Annotated in this window: 12 protein-coding genes; 5 read left to right on the top strand and 7 right to left on the bottom strand. The window is 63.6% G+C overall.

The features are described from left to right. Positions 1-296 precede the first annotated feature (296 nt). The gene (locus ACP15H_RS17815) at positions 297-1,628 is read left to right on the top strand and encodes a tyrosine-type recombinase/integrase (RefSeq protein ID WP_425067491.1); all 1,332 of its coding nucleotides are present in this window, start codon (positions 297-299) and stop codon (positions 1,626-1,628) included. A gap of 32 nt (positions 1,629-1,660) precedes the next feature. Here the strand turns inward: ACP15H_RS17815 and ACP15H_RS17810 are convergent, their stop codons facing one another. From ACP15H_RS17810 to ACP15H_RS17785, 6 genes are read right to left on the bottom strand one after another with little or no spacing between them, the layout of a single operon-like run. Then, on the bottom strand, positions 1,661-2,203 hold the full coding sequence (locus tag ACP15H_RS17810; protein ID WP_425067490.1) for a Mov34/MPN/PAD-1 family protein: 543 nt from the start codon (positions 2,201-2,203) through the stop codon (positions 1,661-1,663). Then, positions 2,175-3,911: a ThiF family adenylyltransferase gene (locus tag ACP15H_RS17805; RefSeq protein WP_425067489.1), complete on the bottom strand. Its 1,737-nt coding sequence runs from the start codon at positions 3,909-3,911 to the stop codon at positions 2,175-2,177. The genes ACP15H_RS17810 and ACP15H_RS17805 overlap by 29 nt, the downstream gene beginning before the upstream one ends. Then, positions 3,911-4,972 carry a cyclic GMP-AMP synthase DncV-like nucleotidyltransferase gene (locus ACP15H_RS17800; RefSeq protein ID WP_425067488.1) on the bottom strand — a complete coding sequence of 354 codons (1,062 nt, stop codon included), beginning with the start codon at positions 4,970-4,972 and terminating at the stop codon, positions 3,911-3,913. The genes ACP15H_RS17805 and ACP15H_RS17800 overlap by 1 nt, the downstream gene beginning before the upstream one ends. Positions 4,973-5,022: 50 nt before the next feature. Beyond that, positions 5,023-6,171: a CBASS cGAMP-activated phospholipase gene (locus ACP15H_RS17795; protein ID WP_425067487.1), complete on the bottom strand. Its 1,149-nt coding sequence runs from the start codon at positions 6,169-6,171 to the stop codon at positions 5,023-5,025. Positions 6,172-6,228: 57 nt separating this feature from the next. Then, positions 6,229-6,783, bottom strand: coding sequence for a hypothetical protein (locus ACP15H_RS17790; protein WP_425067486.1), 555 nt, complete (start codon positions 6,781-6,783; stop codon positions 6,229-6,231). Between the two features lie 31 nt (positions 6,784-6,814). Beyond that, positions 6,815-7,627, bottom strand: a complete 813-nt coding sequence (locus ACP15H_RS17785; protein WP_425067485.1) for a hypothetical protein — start codon at positions 7,625-7,627, stop codon at positions 6,815-6,817. 370 nt (positions 7,628-7,997) lie between these two features. On the opposite strand from ACP15H_RS17785, the gene ACP15H_RS17780 reads away from it, so the two are divergent. From ACP15H_RS17780 to ACP15H_RS17765, 4 genes are all read left to right on the top strand, one after another. Further along, positions 7,998-10,112 carry a ParB/RepB/Spo0J family partition protein gene (locus tag ACP15H_RS17780; RefSeq protein WP_425067484.1) on the top strand — a complete coding sequence of 705 codons (2,115 nt, stop codon included), beginning with the start codon at positions 7,998-8,000 and terminating at the stop codon, positions 10,110-10,112. A 211-nt stretch (positions 10,113-10,323) separates the two neighbouring features. Then, positions 10,324-14,655, top strand: coding sequence for a strawberry notch-like NTP hydrolase domain-containing protein (locus tag ACP15H_RS17775; protein ID WP_425067483.1), 4,332 nt, complete (start codon positions 10,324-10,326; stop codon positions 14,653-14,655). 8 nt (positions 14,656-14,663) lie between these two features. Beyond that, positions 14,664-15,719, top strand: coding sequence for a DUF7146 domain-containing protein (locus ACP15H_RS17770; protein WP_425067482.1), 1,056 nt, complete (start codon positions 14,664-14,666; stop codon positions 15,717-15,719). A 286-nt stretch (positions 15,720-16,005) separates the two neighbouring features. After that, positions 16,006-16,941: a DUF2493 domain-containing protein gene (locus tag ACP15H_RS17765; RefSeq protein ID WP_425069924.1), complete on the top strand. Its 936-nt coding sequence runs from the start codon at positions 16,006-16,008 to the stop codon at positions 16,939-16,941. A 41-nt stretch (positions 16,942-16,982) separates the two neighbouring features. On the opposite strand, the gene qatD is transcribed toward ACP15H_RS17765, so the two are convergent. Beyond that, entirely contained in the window at positions 16,983-17,735 is a 753-nt protein-coding gene (gene qatD / locus ACP15H_RS17760; protein WP_425067481.1) for a Qat anti-phage system TatD family nuclease QatD, read from the bottom strand. Positions 17,736-17,738 lie beyond the last annotated feature (3 nt).

Raw genomic sequence — 17,738 nt, 5'->3', positions numbered from 1 at the left:
CCTGTGGGACATATCGAAGCCTTCGAACGCTGAATCCGAATTTGGATTCAGTTTCAAAGCGCTAAATGGCGGACCCGGCGAGATTCGAACTCACGACCTCTGCCTTCGGAGGCAATTTTGCCGGCTCCTCCGAATAGCACGATAGGGCACGCTACGATGCGATATGTACTTGAAATTACTAGATCTTTCGACTTCTTTGACCGAAATGGGTACTCGAGCATTCGCTCCCATTTCCGACCGGCTGCTTCCGTGGTGCTTCCGCGAAAGCAGTCCGTCTCCAGCGGGGAGAACGTCGCATGACGAAGCTGACTAAGCGCACCGTGGACGCGGCCGATATCCGCAAAGCGGACTACTTCGTCTGGGACGATGACCTGCCTGGCTTCGGCTTGCGCGTTTTTGCTTCGGGCAAACGTAGCTACCTGATCCAGTACCGTGCCGAAGGACGGACGCGGCGCTACACCATTGGTCTACATGGCGTGTGGACGCCCGAGACAGCTCGGCAGGAAGCCAAGGCTCAGCTTGGGCGTGTCGCGCGCGGCGACAACCCCGCTGAAGAACGCCAACTCGATCATAAGGCAATAACCGTCAAGGAGCTTTGCGCCCTTTATGTCGCTGATCTGAATGCCGGACTTATCCTCGGGAAGGGTGGCCGCCCGAAGAAGGCTACAACGGTTGACACCGATACAGGCCGCATTGATCGACATATCATTCCATTGATCGGTACGCGACGGGTCAAGGATCTCTCCAACGCCGACATTAACAGAGTCTTGAAGGACATCATGGCCGGGAAGACGCGCGTGTCAGTCAAGACCGAGAAGCTGCGCGGCAGAGCGATCGTGCGTGGCGGCGCGGGAACGGCGGCCCGGACGGTCGGACTGCTCGGAGGCATCCTCACCTATGCGGTCGAGGCCGGCATCATCGACCGCAATCCAGCACATGGTATCAGAAAGCCGAAAGACAACGTTCGCAACCGCCGCCTCACTCACGCCGAGTATCGGACTTTGGGCGAGATGCTGCGGGAGGCCGCCGAGAATGAGAAGTATGCGATCACGGTCGACATCATTCGACAGATCGCCCTGACTGGCTGCCGTCGCACGGAAATGATCAAGCTGATGTGGACAGAAGCCGATACGGAAGGCAGCTGTCTGCGCCTCGCTGATAGCAAGGAGGGGGCCTCCATCCGTCCGATTGGGCTTCCAGTAGTCGAGTATCTTGAGGAACGGCGTAAGGATCAAAAGAACACCTATGTCTTCCCAGGCCAGGACGATGACAATGTGTTTGGGAGCTTCCCGAATCATTGGGAGCAGATATTCAAGGACTCGCCGCTTGTTGGTGTGACGCCGCACGTCCTCCGGCATAGCTTCGCCAGTATCGGGAATGACCTCGGCTTCACCGAAGCCACCATCGCTGCGCTCGTCGGCCACTCCAAGGGATCAGTTACAAGCAAGTACATCCATACGCTCGACACAGCTCTGATCATGGCCGCCGATACGATTTCATGCTTCATACAGGGCCTCCTTGACGGCAGGGAATTCAGGAAGACTGCCTACGCCCTTGATAGGGGTTCCCGAAAGGCGGCTCTTTCGCGATTTCTAATAGAGGCGGGCGGGGAAGAGGTTGAGATATAGCGCCTTGCGGCCTAGCTTAGACGGCCGCACCGTCAAGTGCGTGCTTTTGTTGGCGCAAACGCTCGTTTCGCTTCTCGGGAGTGAGCTTGGCGCCTGCCGTGAGACGGGCGAGCAGACGACTTAGTCAATCGAAGCTCTACGCTGTCTCGAGCGGCCACAAAGGCAATCAGTGAGTAGTCCAGCCAATACCGCCACCGGAGACGTACGATTAGCAGCATTGCGAAGGTAATGGGCGAGCCAGGCGATTGGACAATGTCCGTCATGGTGGCGACGTCTTCGGCACTCGGCCTCACGGAGAACGAAGGGTGAGAGTGCCATTCGCCAAGATAGTTGAAGCGCTCGTAATCCCGACCGGTGCGGTCGAAGAAATCATCGAGCGTCGCTCGATGAATCTGCGGGTCTCGGCGGAAGTGCGTGTGCGAGCCGGAAAAGCCATCGACTGAGAAGTCGACAATGCGAAAATGGTCGGGAGACAATTGTTCGGCCATAAGCATGCCGCCGATCTCACGGCGGCCGGCCTTGCGAAGAGCTAGTCGAATGCGCCGTTCAACCTCCGGTGTCTGTTCGACCTTCATCCTTGGCCTTCTTCAAGAGTGCAACCATGAAATCGATGGCTTCCTCTGTTCTCTCTGGAGTGGATGTAGACCATGGTCCATCGGGAACGAAGTCGATCGGCCTGGTGTCGAAGGGGGCGGTAAAGATCCAGGCTGCAGCGAGACCAACGGCATAGGCCGGATGAGGAAAAGCCGATTCCGCGGGCTGAATCAAAGTGTCGAGCGCCAGCCTCGTCGCATGCGCGGCGATCACGGCAACGTCAGCGTCATCCGCAATAAGAGGCCGATCGTCCGGGCCGGCCGCACCGTATTCGCGATCGCCGCCGTGCCAAGGGACGCCCTGATCGTGGCACCAGGTAAGATATTGCCGCCGGGCCGAATGCGGCGGCGGCTCTTTATCAGGTCTCACCCTGGCTACGAAGCCACCAATGCCACCGGCGTAGACTTCCGCCCACACCATCGGGTGAAGACCGCTGCGCGCCGCCGCAGCGACAAAGTTGAAGGCGTGGGCATCTGCGGTGGCATCAACCAAGAGATCGCAGGTGGCCAACTCATCGAGCACGATTGCTGTGCCGCCCGAGGATTCTTGGCCGCCCAGAGCGAAACGAAACACTCGCACCTTTATGCCTGACGCCAGGGCCAGCAAGCGAGCCTCGAGCGCTTCTACCTTGTGGGCGCCGACACTGCCTCCGTCGAGCTCGTGACGCAGCAAATTGCCCGGCTTCAGGATGTCATCGTCTACTAGGACGATTGCGCCCACACCGCACCGGGCAAGACTTGCGGCAATCTTCGAGCCGAGCGACCCGCAGCCGACAAGCCCCACCTTTTTCGAATGAAGCGTTGCGTAGCTGGAGGGCAAGCGGCCGCCCACGTCGTCCGAAAAGTCGACAGTCTGGTAGGGAATCACATGCCGTTCGCCGGCCTTCAGATATGAAAAGAACGCTCGTGCCGAATGCTCGGTCGCGAGCACAACAAAGCGGTTCGAATGATCATCAAAGAACTCCGCTGGCGTGGCGCCAGCGTCTTGGACCAATCGCTCCAATGCAGCGTGGCCTGGCCGTATGGGCACACTGTCGAGACTTGCGACGCGCAGCAGAAGGCATGCTTCACCGGCCGTTCCAGGGATGGATAGGCCCGTTTCGACCCAGTCTGGTGCTGTTTCCGAGCCAAGTCGTCCGACATGCGCCGTCCAGATCTTTTTCGGGGGCTGCGCTTCCTTAACGAAGCCTTGCTGAATGCTGGGGCAGGGAAGGGTGCCCACATGCTCGAGTAGGCTTCGCGTCACCAAGAACCGAAATGTCTGACCTCGCAAGTCCTGGCCAGTCGACGTGTGATGTGCCGAAGGCGCCGGTGCTCGGTGCTCCGCATCCGGATCTTCGGCCGCCAAGAGCCGATGAGCGCTTTCGATCATTATCGCGCCAGTAACAGCAGGATCCCAATTGTCGGCCCGGTACTCGAGGCAAAGCTCGCCGCCGTCGCCATACTGATGCCCAGATAGGCGCCGGCCGTCTCGTGGCGTGATCTGCGGAGGTGCTGCCGGAAACAACGCCGGATAAGTCAGCAGAAATGGATAGGTTATTCCGCTGACCGTGATGTCGAAGTCGAAACCAAGCCTAAACGCCGGAAGCGCCCGAGGTGCTGCCGTTGAGAGCCACGAATGGTCGATCTGCAGCTTCTCGATGGCTGCAACTTCCTGCTTCGCGCGAACCGGATTCTGCACCCACCACATCAGCCAAATCCACGCGGCTTGTCATCAACGCGAGGCGCCTTGGGGAAAGCCAGCGGAGCTGCCGCCGGCGCGGCAGTGCCAACGCTCAATAGGCTCGCCCCAGCCTGCGCCCGCGACTCCGCCCGGTCACTGAAGAAGGTGGTTGCAAACACCTTGTCCCAGCACTTCAAAGCTTGTTGCCGTGTGCACCCGTACTCAAAGAGCGGCGCCAAACTGTCGATTGCTTCTGAAAGCTTATCGCGCAGAAATCGTGCGCGCGCATCGTCTGGTCCGGAGGTGATTGTTTCGTTCGGCGTGACAGGGTGATCGATGACAAGAGATCCGCGCAGCCGATCCCGGATTGCGACCATCGTATTGTAAAGCGCCTTGTCCTCCCGGCCGGCATCGGCACGATAACGCTCCGTCACCAGTTTGGTGATGCCGAAGCCGCTCAGGACCTGCCCCTTCCAACTGTCGCGGCTGCGAGCATATTTCTTGATCAGCCGCACGATGCGGCGAAGCTGCCGTCCGTTGCTTGTGTCGGGGCTCTGGCGGTCGTTCTCGGCCTCGAACCATGAAGCAACGGCACGCGCATCCGAGCGCTTCCAATCGCTGGCCGCAAGCTCGTAGTGATAGGTGTCATCTCCCCAGAGGTTCTTGGTCGTCACGCGTCGATAGACCGGTACGTCGACATGAAAACCGGCTTCGTAGTAGACCCGCACGCAGTTTTTCCGGACCTCCGGCGGTTTTTTAAAAGACCCATCATCTAGAGCGTCCCGCACCATCTGACGCGCTTGCAGGCCAGACATCTCCGCACCCCGATCGCCGACAAGGTCTTCCTTGTGAAAATAGACGCCGTCGTCGATGTCGTAGTCCTTGCCGGGGTGCTGCGTCATGGTCTTCATGGCGTAGCTTCCCTGGACGACGAACTCCCGTGGCGCAGGCTTCCCCGCGCTGCTGAGACCTTTCTTGAGACGATCGCGATTGGCGTTTCGCCGGTTGCGCATATCGGTCTGCTCAGCCTGCGGCAAGGTCACCTTCTCGTTGTGATATGCCAATACGTCCTTTGCACAATCGAACATATTCTACGTCCTCTTTTCTGTTGCTAGCCTGCCGCCGTGTTTGCTGTCTTCTACGACCCGTCGGAGACTGGCTCGGTACGTGGCGGCGCCGAGCTGAACAGCGCGCAAATCAGAGCCGCTTCTGGATCGCTGTTCGCATACGCACATTTGCTGTTGGTCATGTCGGCGTCCGTGCGCGCCTGGTTGACGAGGGCCTGAATTGCCTCGGGACGCGTCTCGTCGAGACCGAGATAGGGGATCAGGGCAGCTGGCACCCTTTCACTGGGGAAACGGATGATCGTGCATTTGCGGTCGACGTGACGCGCAAGCTTCTTGGCGACATGGTCGAACGCGAATTGCTGGGCATCGATGGAAAGCGCCGCCGCTTCGCCGCCGAACTTCCATTCGGCCAGGCCGCGATGAGTGGCGTCTTTCGAGATTTGCTCCCCTGCCGGCATCGGGCAGGTCCCAAGGCAGAAGATCTCGATTTCCTGACCGGATTTGGTGAGATCGAGCGCATCGACCAGACCGACCAGCACAGGATTGTTCGCCCACAGCCCACCATCAACGAACATGTTGAAACCGTCGGTCTCATCCTGAAGCTGGTTCGGCGCGGCTTGAACGTTGGCCGACGCGACAGCTGCAGGATGATTGACGGCCGCAAGCGAGCGATAGACGGGTGCTGCCGATGTTGCGAGGCAAACATCCACCAAGCTGTAGTTGTCGTCGCGATGATTGGTGCCCGGAAGGTGTGGGGTCTTGAACACCCACGCCCGATGCTGGCTCATCTCGACCGCCGGGATGGCGAGAGCAATGTGCCGCTCGGTGTAGACTTGGCCCATCGTCTTCTGGCCGAGCTGAGCTTGGAGCGCCGCGCGCAGGCTTTCCGTACCTGCTGCCAATGCAGCCGGCCGCTTGTAGAGGTCAACGATCGCACTGCTCAGGCCGGAAGGCATTGCCCGTGGAAAGATGCTCGCCCCGTATCGCCGGTAGAGTGCCACGACATTCTTCAGCGGCACGTCGGCGGCGAGAGCGCAGGCGATGATCCCACCGGTGCTGGTGCCGACGATCAGATCAAAGGCCGCTCCAATATCAAGGGCAGCGACATTGCGCTGCCGCGCAAAAGTCGCTGCGACAAGATCCAGATAGGTAGCGGTATACGTTCCGCGCATCCCTCCGCCATCCAGGCTAAGGACTCTAAAGGGTCGCCGCTCAGTCATGGTCGATGCTCGCACTTTTCTCGTTCATTGAATCCACTTAACGGCCGTTAAAAAAAATCAGCCCACCCGCTGATACACAAACTCGACGCCACCTGAATTCGCGGCACTCTCTCGCCGGAGCAAGAATCCCTGCTCCCAGAGCTGTTTGAACTTCATGCTCGCATTCGCGATCGTCATATCGCTCTTGCTCTCCGCAAACTCAGCGGCACGCACGGTTGGATGACGCAGTGCAAACTGAAAAGCCTCCCGGCAACCCTGGGTCGGTTCCGCTCCAATAAGCCGGCCCGTCCTTCCTTCCCACACGAGAAGCGGTTGGCCCTTCCTTGCCGCTGCAGCATCCCAATTCTCGATCAGATCGGGGTCAGTCAAGTCGATCAGACAAAAGCCTTTGCTTCCACGATATCGCCGCGCAATCTCCACCACCGTTTCCGAAGCAAACGATATGTCAACCCGCTTGACGTCCTTCATGGAGATCTTAAACACTCTCGTTCCTGGGCTTTCTTCCACCGATCTGAGCAGACGCTGATAGACCTCGCGTCCCTGTGCACGCCCCCAACCTTCTGGGCGATCCATGATTTCACGCAGGGCAAGCACGCGAACGTCCTCGTTCATTTAATCCATTTAAGCAGACTTGGTCGATAAATCAACCCCCAAGCCGGAAGCCGAACCCAATGTGTGTGCCCCACATGAGCGGAAGCCCGTCGTAACAGTCCGCAGTGTTGACCTTATAGGCGCCTCGCGCGGGGATCAGCACGACGCGCTGACGGGGCAGTCGCACATCGAGAACGGCTTGAAATTTGATGGCCTTGGCGGCGCTTCCCTTCAGCCCACAGCCCCGATCGGGACCGTGCCGAGATAGTCCCTGCCGAAATATTTCGACAAGCAGTTGGGTATCGGAAAGGTCTGTGAGCCTCGGAAATTCCTTTCCTATGGTCGGCCGGAGCGTTTGCATGATCCCAAGACCGCTGTCCGACACCGCCACCGAGAGCCGATCGCCCTTCGGATAGACCTGTAGCGCCGCGTATCCGTCCAGGACGGTGCTGCTATGGGAGAAGACGTTGTCGATCAGCTCGGCAAAGATGGTCCATGCCGCGCCTTCAAGCTCGGCAGCGTCCGGCCGAGTATGGCAAGAACGCATGAGAGCGGCGGTCAGGCGGGTAGGAAGTTCTTCGTCGCGCTCATCCTTGCTGATACGAGCGATCTCGACCAGCGCCGCGTTACCTCCCCGGTGGGCTTCTGCCGCTGAATAGCCTGGCCGAGACGGGAGCACTTCAACTTCAGCCGCGAGATGGTCGAAGAAGCCCATCCGATTGAGGTATCCCATTGTCCCGGTATCGCCCTCTTCGAATTTCATGCGCACGCGTCGTGTTGTCGCCGCCAGTTGATTGGCGAGGGACAGAAAGCGGATCGCCGCTTCGACCATGATCTTGCAGCCGCTGGGGACGTCGAATGTCACCTCGAATGTCCCCGGATCATGGGGGCCGCAGGAAGCGCGTAGCGCGAGATCAAAGCGCGAGGCGTTGATCCATTGGGCCGGAAACCGAACTTCGCAGTGCACTGACTACCTATTCAGAAGGACAGGGCGCAACTCATGATAGCACACCAATCGTGGCAATTACCCACTTTGCTTGCGCGCCCTTGGTCGCTAGCCGCGCTTGTCTTTGGACTCTAGGGCAACGGCGTGTTCAGCCCATTCGTGCAGAGCGCCAGCGGTGACGTCCTGTGTCCCCGGTCACTGCAGCGGAGAGTGAGAGGGCTGCGCGGTTTCCACGACGGATTGGAGGTCGAGAGAGTGTCTCCCGGCCGTCCGTCGCGGAGTATTCCTCATGGCAAAGGTCGTTCAGAAGATCACCCTCAGCGCTTCGCGCGACATCCCCTTCAACAGGCTGGTGCTCAGCCAGTCCAACGTCCGGCGCCTGAAGGCGGGCGTCTCGATCGAGGACCTGGCCGGGGACATCGCCCGGCGCGGGCTCCTGCAGAGCCTCAACGTCCGGCCAGTGCTCGATGCCGAGGGCGCCGAGACCGGCATGTTCGAGATCCCGGCCGGCGGGCGCCGCTACCGGGCCCTCGAACGGCTGGTGAAGCAGAAGCGTCTTGCCAGGACGGCGCCGATCCCATGTATCGTGCGCGACCCCACGGTCGAGATTTCGGCTGAGGAGGATTCTCTGGCTGAGAACATCCAGCGCGTCGCCTTGCATCCACTGGATCAGTTCCGCGCCTTCAAGGTTCTGCGCGACCAGGGCGCCGGCGAGGAAGAGATCGCTGCCCGGTTCTTCGTCACGCCTGCCGTGGTGAAGCAGCGGCTGCGCCTGGCATCGGTCTCCGAGAAGCTGCTCGGGATCTATGCCGAGGACGGCATGACCCTGGATCAGCTCATGGCTTTCACGATCACCACCGACCATGCCCGGCAGGAACAGGTCTGGGAGGCATTGCAGCAGTCCTATGACAAGGAGCCTTACCTGATCCGCCGCCAGCTCACCGAGAGCGCCGTGCGCGCGTCGGACCGACGGGCGCGGTTCGTAGGGCTCGACGCTTATAGGGCAGCGGGCGGGGCGGTCCTCCGCGACCTGTTCGAGGAGGACAACGGCGGCTGGCTCCAGGACATGGCACTGCTCGATCGCCTGGCGACCGAGAAACTGGCGGCCGAGGCCGAGAAGATCGCCGGTGAAGGCTGGAAGTGGATCGAGGTGGCCGTCGACTTCCGGTACGGCCATGTCGGTCACCTCCGGCGGCTCGACGGCGTGGTGGGCGAACTTGCGCCCGGCGAACAGGCGACGTTCGACGCCCTGACCGCCGAGCAGGTGAAGCTTGAGAGCGAGTACGAAGGCGCCGACGAGTTGCCGGACGAGGTCGACACTCGGCTGGGCGAGATCGAGGAGGCGCTTGCAGCCTTGGAGAGCCGTCCGGTCCGCTACGAGCCGGCCGAGATCGCGCGTGCCGGCGTGTTCGTCAGCATCGACGCCGACGGACGCCTTGCCGTGGATCGCGGCTATGTCCGGCCGGAGGACGGGCCGATGCAGGTCGGCAGCGAAGACCTGCAGGAAGGCGAGACCGGCGGGGCGGCTGAGACAGCGTTTGCCACTCCCGCCCAGCGCACCGTCATCACCATCGGAGGCGACCAGCCGGAGGACGGTGACGACGACACGATCAAGCCGCTTCCGGAACGGCTCGTGAGCGAGCTGACGGCTCATCGCACCCTCGCGCTGCGGGACGCGGTGGCGAGCAACTCGCAGGTTGCCCTCACGGCGCTGCTGCACAAGCTCTGCCTCGACACCTTCCAGCACAGTGCCCCCGGCGCGTGTCTGGAAGCCTCGGTGCGGCATGTGTTCTTCCCGGCCCAGTCGGCCGATTTGAAGGACAGCCCCTCGGCCAAGGCGGTCGCCGACCGGCACGAAGCCTGGAAGGCCGAGCTGCCCAAAGAGGAGGACGCGCTGTGGGATTGGCTCGCTGCCCTCGACGACAGCCGTCGTGTCGCGCTGCTGGCACATTGCGTATCATTCGGGGTGAACGCTCTTTACGAGAAGGGCGACCGGTACGGCGGACCGGGCGTGTCCGCCCACGGCGTGCAGCAGCGCATCGCCCAGGCCGACCGGCTGGCCCGCGCCGTCGGTCTCGACATGGTCGAGGCCGGCTGGCGGCCCACCGTTGACAACTATCTCGGCCGCGTCACCAAGCCCCGCATTCTGGAAGCGGTGCGCGAGGCCAAGGGCGACCAGGCAGCACAGCTCATCGACCATCTTAAGAAGACCGAAATGGCGAAGGAGGCCGAGCGGCTGCTCGACGGCACCGGCTGGCTGCCCGAGCCGCTGCGGCTCGCTGACAGTGCGGACATGCCAGACACTCCCGCGGACCCGGCCGAGGAGCTTCCCGCTTTCCTCGCCGGCGGAGAAGGGGGTGTAGCGGCCGACGAGTCGGAGCCGCGTCCCATCGCTGCGGAATAGTGTGAACACCGCGGGTGGCCTCGGTCCTCCGCGGTGTCTTCGCCAATCGTTGGAAAAGCCCGGCCGCCGTGCCGGGCTTTTCCTTTGAGGGATTCCTCACCTTCGACGCGCAAGGCGAGAGGGAGAGGACGGCCGGGACGGGTTTGAGCCGGGCAGGTCCAGAGAGAGCGCCTTCCGGTTCGGACCGTCCCGCTCTCCCGAGGTCTCTTCCATGTCGAATGTCTCCTTCTCGGCGGCGGCGCCCGCGCCGCTACGCTCGCTCGCTGGCGTTCCTGCGGATGCGTTCGCCGGCATTGCCGCGGCAGCGCACCTTCTTCTCCCTCACCTCGAGCGTGGCAGCCGCATCGATGCGGTTGTCCTGCGCGCCGCAATGGAACACGCCTTCGGCGGCTCCGACGCCGCCGGGGCCTGGGACTGGAAGACCGCCTACGATGCCTGCGAGGCGGCGACCGTGCTGTTCATGCGCAAGTTCGGCCCGACCATTCGGGCACGGGCTGCTACGCCGGCTGCCGAGCTGTCCATGCTCGGCAGGATTGCGGCCCTTCTTCCCACCCATACCCGCCGATCCGAGGAGAGCCAGGCGCTGCAGCAATTCTCGACGCCGCTCGCTCTCGGGTTTGTCGCCGCCAGCGCTGCTGCGACCACCCCGGCCGATCTCGTGCTCGAGCCTTCGGCCGGCACGGGCCTGCTCGCCATCTTCGCGGAGCTTGCCGGCAGCGGCCTGCACTTGAACGAGCTGGCGGCCACGCGCGCGGCCTTGCTCGGGCGCCTGTTTCCGGCTGTCGCGACGACACGCTACGACGCGGCTCACATCCACGACCATCTCGACGATGCCGTGCGCCCGAGCGTCGTGCTGATGAATCCGCCATTCTCGGCAGCGGCGCATGTTGACGGCGCCGTGGCGGATGCCGCCCTGCGCCATGTCTCCTCGGCGCTTGCGCGGCTCGCCGAGGGCGGGCGCCTGGTCGCGATCACCGGCGCCAGCCTGTCGCCGGACTATCCGTCTTGGCGCGAGGCCTTTGTCCGCCTCCAGGAACGCGGCCGTGTCGTGTTCAGCGCTGCCATCGATGGGCGCATCTATGCCCGTCACGGCACCGCGGTCGAGACCCGGCTGACGGTCATCGACCGCGTACCGGCCGATGATCCGAGGTCGTTTCCAGCATCACGCGGCATGGCACCCGATGTTGCCAAGTTGCTCCAATGGGTGTCGTCGGATGTTCCACCGCGCTTGCCTGTGCATGGTAACGCGCTTCCTGCCTCCGTCCCTCCCATCACGGTCATGTCGAGCCGAAGGCTCGCGCGGCAGCCACGCGCCGTTGCCGGCGATCCTCTTGAACGAGTGGGGGCGGACCTCGCCTACGAAACCGTGGACTGGAAGCCGGCCGAGGGCGGCAGCCTTACCGAGGCGCTGTACGAAGGATACGAGCTGCAGTCGATCCGGATTGTCGGTGCGCAGGCCCATCCGACACGGCTCGTGCAGTCGGCGGCGATGGCGTCCATCGCACCGCCTAAGCCGAGCTATCGGCCATGCCTGCCGGCCAATGTCATCGCCGAGGGCCTGTTGTCCGACGCGCAGCTCGAGAGCGTCGTCTATTCCGGCGAAGCGCACCTCGGGCATCTCGCCGGATCGTGGGTGGTCGACGAGACCTTCGACCTCGTCTCGGCCGCACCCGACGGTGCCGAGGATGCCGTTCGCTTCCGGCGCGGCTGGATGCTGGGCGACGGCACGGGCGCCGGCAAGGGTCGCCAAGTCGCCGGCATCCTGCTCGACAACTGGCTGCAGGGTCGCAAACGCGCGGTGTGGGTGTCGAAGTCCGACAAGCTGATCGAGGACGCCCAGCGCGACTGGTCGGCGCTGGGGATGGAGCGCTTGCTGGTCACGCCGCTCGCCCGCTTCCGCCAGGGCACGCCGATCCGCCTGGAGCACGGCATCCTTTTTACCACCTACGCCACGCTACGGACCGACGCACGCGAGGAAAGAGTTTCGCGGGTCCGGCAGATCGTCGACTGGCTGGGATCGAACTTCGATGGAGTGATCGTGTTCGACGAAAGCCATGCGATGGCCAATGCCGCCGGCGGCAAGGGCGAGCGGGGCGACCAGGCGCCGTCGCAGCAGGGCAGGGCCGGCTTGCGCCTGCAGCACGCGCTGCCCAACGCCCGGGTCGTGTATGTCTCGGCCACCGGGGCCACCACTGTGCACAATCTCGCCTACGCGCAGCGGCTGGGACTGTGGGGCGGCGAGGACTTTCCGTTCGCCACGCGCGCCGAGTTCGTGCAGGCGATTGAGGCCGGCGGCGTAGCGGCAATGGAGGTTCTTGCTCGCGACCTCAAGGCGCTTGGCCTCTACGCGGCACGATCCCTGTCCTACGAGGGAGTAGAGTACGAGTTGGTCGAGCATGCGTTGTCGCGCGAGCAGATCCGCATCTACGACGCCTATGCCGGCGCCTTCCAGGTCATCCACAACAACCTCGACGCCGCCCTGCAGGCTGCCAACGTCACCGGCGAGCGCGGCACGCTCAATGCCCAGGCGAAGTCCGCGGCACGCTCGGCTTTCGAATCCGCCAAGCAGCGCTTCTTCTCACACCTGATCACCTCGATGAAGACGCCGGCCCTGATCCGAGGGATCGAGCGCGACCTCGAGGACGGACATGCCGCCGTCATTCAGATCGTCTCCACTGGCGAAGCGCTTTTGGAGCGTCGGCTTTCCGAAGTTCCAACCGAGGAGTGGGGCGACGTACAAGTCGACATCACGCCGCGCGAGTACGTGCTCGACTATCTGGCGCACAGCTTCCCGACCCAACTGTTCGAGCCCTTCACGGACAGCGACGGAAATCTCTCTTCCCGGCCGGTCCATCGTGACGGTCAGCCCGTGCAGTGCCGCGACGCCGTCGACCGGCGTGACCGCCTGATCGAGCGACTGGCTTCGCTCGCCCCCGTACAGGGTGCGCTCGACCAGATCGTGCAGCGTTTCGGTACCGACCTGGTCGCCGAGGTGACCGGCCGATCCCGACGGATCGTTCGGAAGGGCGACCGGCTCTGCGTCGAGAACCGGGCGGCCTCCGCCAATCTCGCGGAGGCGCAGGCCTTCATGGACGACGCGAAGCGCATCCTGGTGTTCAGCGATGCCGGCGGTACCGGCCGTTCCTACCATGCCGACCTTTCAGCGCGGAACCAGCGGCTGCGGGTTCACTATCTGCTGGAATCAGGCTGGAAGGCGGACACAGCCATTCAGGGGCTGGGGCGCAGCAACCGCACCAACCAGGCACAGCCGCCGCTGTTCCGGCCGATCGCCACCAATGTGAAGGCCGAGAAGCGCTTCCTGTCGACCATCGCCCGGCGTCTCGACACCTTGGGTGCCATCACCAAGGGCCAACGCCAGACGGGTGGGCAGGGCCTGTTCCGGGCCGACGACAATCTCGAATCGCCCTACGGCCGGGCAGCGCTGCGCCAGCTCTACCTGCTGCTGTTCGCCGGCAAGGTCGAGGGCTGCTCACTGGAGGCCTTCCAGGCAGCTACCGGACTGCATCTCACGGACCGGGACGGCAGCCTGCGCGAGGAGCTGCCGCCGATCACGACCTTCCTCAATCGTCTGCTGGCCCTCACCATCGGCCTTCAGAACACGCTGTTCGGTGTGTTCGAGGATTTGCTGCGCGCGAAGATCCAAGCGGCGCGGGTCTCAGGGACCTACGACGTCGGCGTCGAAACCCTGACGGCCGAGAGCTTGACGGTGACGAAGCGCCAGGTGGTGTATGTCCATCCGACGACCGGCGCCGAGACGCAGGTCTTCACCGTCCGCCGCCAGCAGCGCAATCAGCCTCTTGCCTTGGCCGAGGCACTGGACAGGATCGGCGACCCGCGTGCGGTCCTGCTCGTGAATGCGCAGTCGGGCCGGGCAGCGGTACAGGTCCCGGCGCCCAGCGTCATGCTGGACGATGGCGAGGTCGAGCGCCGCGTCCGGCTTGTGCGGCCGATGGAGCGGACCGCCCTTTCGGTAGCGGCCCTCGAGCAGTCGCACTGGCAGCGGTCAGATCAAGCTGCCTTTGCCCAAGCCTGGGCACGCGAACTCGCAGAGATACCTCCTTACACGGAGAGCGAGCTCCATATCGTCACCGGTCTGCTGCTGCCGATCTGGAAGCGGCTGCCGGACGAGTCCATGCGGGTCTACCGCCTGCAGACCGATGCCGGCGAGCGTGTCATCGGCCGGCTGGTCTCGCCGGCCTGGGTGGCGCAAGCCGTCTGCGCCGATGGCGTGAGCCTCGCGCCGGCGGATGCCTGGACCGCCGTGCTTGATGGTCGGACCATCCTCGAACTCCAGAACGGGCTGTCACTTCGCCGCGCCAAGGTCATGGGCCTGTTCCGGGTGGAACTCTGCGGCTTCACCGACGGGATGGTCGATCGCCTGAAGGCGATGGGCCTGATCTCCGAGATCATCGCCTGGAAGCTGCGGCTATTCGTGCCGACCGGCGCCAATGGCCCGGAGATCCTGGCGGCGTTGATGGATCGCTACCCGATCGTGCGCATCGCCGATCGGATGACGGCGTGAGGGCAGTCATGCCATCGCACGCGGCGGACCTGGCCCGCCGCCTGGCGCGCAATGCCGAGGCGGTGTGCCGTCACTATCTCTCCAACGGCCGTCGTGAGGGCCGCTACTGGCTGGTCGGTGACGTCGCCAATACCAAGGGCCGCAGCCTCTTTGTTCGCTTGAGCGGACCGGACCATGGCAGGGGTGCCGCCGGCAAGTGGACCGACGCCGAGTCGGGCCAGCATGGCGATCTTCTGGACCTCATCGCCCTCAATCGCGGGTTCGACCGCTTGCGCGATACCCTGGAGGAGGCGCGCAGGTTTCTCGCTCTGCCACAAGACTCGCTCGCTCCGCGACAGGATCGTCTTCGCGCACCGCGCGGTTCGCCTGAATCTGCGCGCCGTCTCTACGCAATGTCCCGATCGATCGCGGGCACGTTGGCGCAAACCTACCTGCAAAGCCGAGGGATCGTAGCTGTGCCCGATGGTGACCCGCTACGTTTCCATCCGCGCTGCCATTATCGGCCCGACGAGCACAGCCCGACCGAGACCTGGCCGGCCCTGATCGCTGCCGTGACGGACCTTGGTGGCGGGATCACCGGAGTGCATCGCACCTGGCTCGATCCCTCCGGACGGGACAAGGCGCCGATCGCTTCACCGCGACGGGCCATGGGGCACCTTCTCGGGCACGGAGTTCGCTTCGGCATGGCCGCCGACGTCATTGCCGCCGGGGAGGGGATCGAGACCATGCTGTCCCTGCGCATGATCCTGCCGACCCTGCCGATGGTGGCCGCGCTCTCGGCCAACCACCTTGCCGCCCTGCTGCTTCCCCCGACACTGCGCCGTCTTTATGTCGCCCGCGATACCGACCCGGCCGGTGACTCCGCCACGGCCAGCCTGTGCACCCGCGCGGAAGCCGCCGGTATCGAGCCGTTCGTCCTGTCGCCTTGTCTAGACGACTTTAATGACGATCTCCGATACCGGGGAATCGAATGGCTCCGCGCATCGGTGCGCCGACAACTCGCCCCGCCGGACGTGGCGCGTTTCCTGGCTTTGGTTCGTGAGGGGATGAGCACGGGCGCGTGAATCTCTTCGTCATTGGTCGCTCTACTGCCCTTCGGATCGGACCGGAGCGCGCCCCGGCCTTCTAGAGGGGCGATCGGACGGCAGCCAGGCCGTTCCCGCAACGGCGATCCTTCAGCTTTCTTCCCCTGCCGGCTGCGCCGGCATTCCTCGCGAGGCAAGAAAGCCTCGGCCGGCCGTCCTCCGCTGCGCTCCGGCCGCAAGCGCGGTGCCGGGCCGTCCTGCCTGCCGCCTGTCGACGCCCACGAAGGCCGCGATGGGCGCGACCGATCCGACAAAGGACAGCATCATGGCGACCCACGACGATTCCGACTTCGAGCCCGTGCACGCATCATCCCCGACCGATCACGTCCTCACAGAGCTGCAGCTGCATGGCCATCGTCCCTTCCAGGACGAGCCCGATCCCCGCCCGCTGCCGGAAGGCAGCACCATCGCCGGCGCGGTCGTCGACATCTTCGATGCGCTGGTCTCGACCCTCACCGACACCCGCCTCGAGCCCGACTTGGAGGACTTGCTTTGGTCGGCCATCAACCTGTTCCATCGCGCGGTCGACCGGATCGAACGCGAGCTCGACGGCAATGAGCAGGCGCAGCGTCGCAGCCAGAAGGAGCAGAACGGCTCGGAGGTCCGCTCGGTCGAGCTGGAGCGTCTCGTCGCCGAGGGCCTGACCCTGATCGAGCGCCGCAATGGAATGGAGCTCTTCCGCGATCAGGCCGCCGAACGCTTCGAGGTCCACACCGGCTCGACCTGGCGGCCACGCACCGGCTCGATGGTCAACCATCGGGCTCTCACCGCCGCGATGATCGACAGTCGCGAATTCCTGAATGCGCGGCGCCGCGCCGAGACCGAACTCCTTGTTCCGGCCGGTCCCAAGATCGCCTTCACCGGCGGTGCTGACTTCAACGACCACCAGCTCATCTGGAGCACGCTCGACAAGGTCCGCGTCAAGCATCCCGACATGGTGCTGCTGCACGGCGGCTCGCCGACCGGCGCCGAGCGCATCGCCGCTCGCTGGGCCGATAGCCGCAAGGTCACCCACGTGCCGTTCAAGCCCGACTGGGCCCGTCACGCCAAGGCCGCACCCTTCAAGCGCAACGACCAGATCCTGGAAGTCCTGCCGATCGGCGTCATCGTGTTCCCGGGCTCGGGCATCCAGGAGAACCTTGCCGACAAGGCGCGCAAGCTCGGCATCCCGGTCTGGCGCTTTGGTTCGGGTGGCGCGTGAGCGCCACCTCTTTCCTGCGCCCACGGGCATATGGGAGCGCTCTAACCTTGTTCTATGAGTAAGCCTTTCAAATTGCGCATGACGGTGGCAGACACGACAGCGGGCGGCATGCCGTGCAGGCGTGCCAAACCATCTACAGCGATCCAGACATCGCTCGGCACGGTCGGACGGGCGGCGGTCTGGGTGAATGGTCCATCTGTTTCCGTCAGAACTCGATCCAATGGGAGCGCCTTGGTTATCGCTGCGCGCTTCTCATTCGCGAGCATCTCCGCGTTCACCGAAAAATAACAGCCGAGATCGACCGCCCTCTTGGCCTCCGCTGCGGTGCCGGTGAACCAATGAAGCACCACGCGACCGCGGGTAGGCGGCAGGTAATGCTCGATCATGTCGAGCACGGCCTTGGTCGCTCGGACGCTATGGGTTGTTACGATCTTGTTCCCCGCCACCGCGCAGAGCGATAGTACGCGAGCAAAAATCTCCTTCTGCGTTTCAAACGACTTGTAGAATCGCGGGCTGGCGTCCAACCCGACTTCGCCCACATAGCGGGTTCGCGGCAGCAATTCCTCCCAAAGCCCGATTTCGTGAGCCCGTTCGGCGACCAGTTGAGGATGCAAGCCGAGAGCTGCCCGAACATGACGAGTGGCAGATGCCAGTTGGTGGTTCCGTGGCCAAGCCTTGGGCGTGGTAGTCACGGTGAGGGTGAACACGCCGTCGCGCTCGCAACGCTCCACCGCGGCCGCGTGGTCGGGGTAGAGATCGAGGTGGCAATGAAAATCGACGAGACCAGATCGCATAGG

This window comes from Reyranella sp. (genome assembly GCF_965249915.1).
In the GTDB taxonomy this organism is placed as follows: Bacteria; Pseudomonadota; Alphaproteobacteria; order Reyranellales; family Reyranellaceae; genus Reyranella.
Note: the sequence above shows the minus strand (reverse complement) of the source record. Positions and strands in the feature narration are given on the sequence as shown.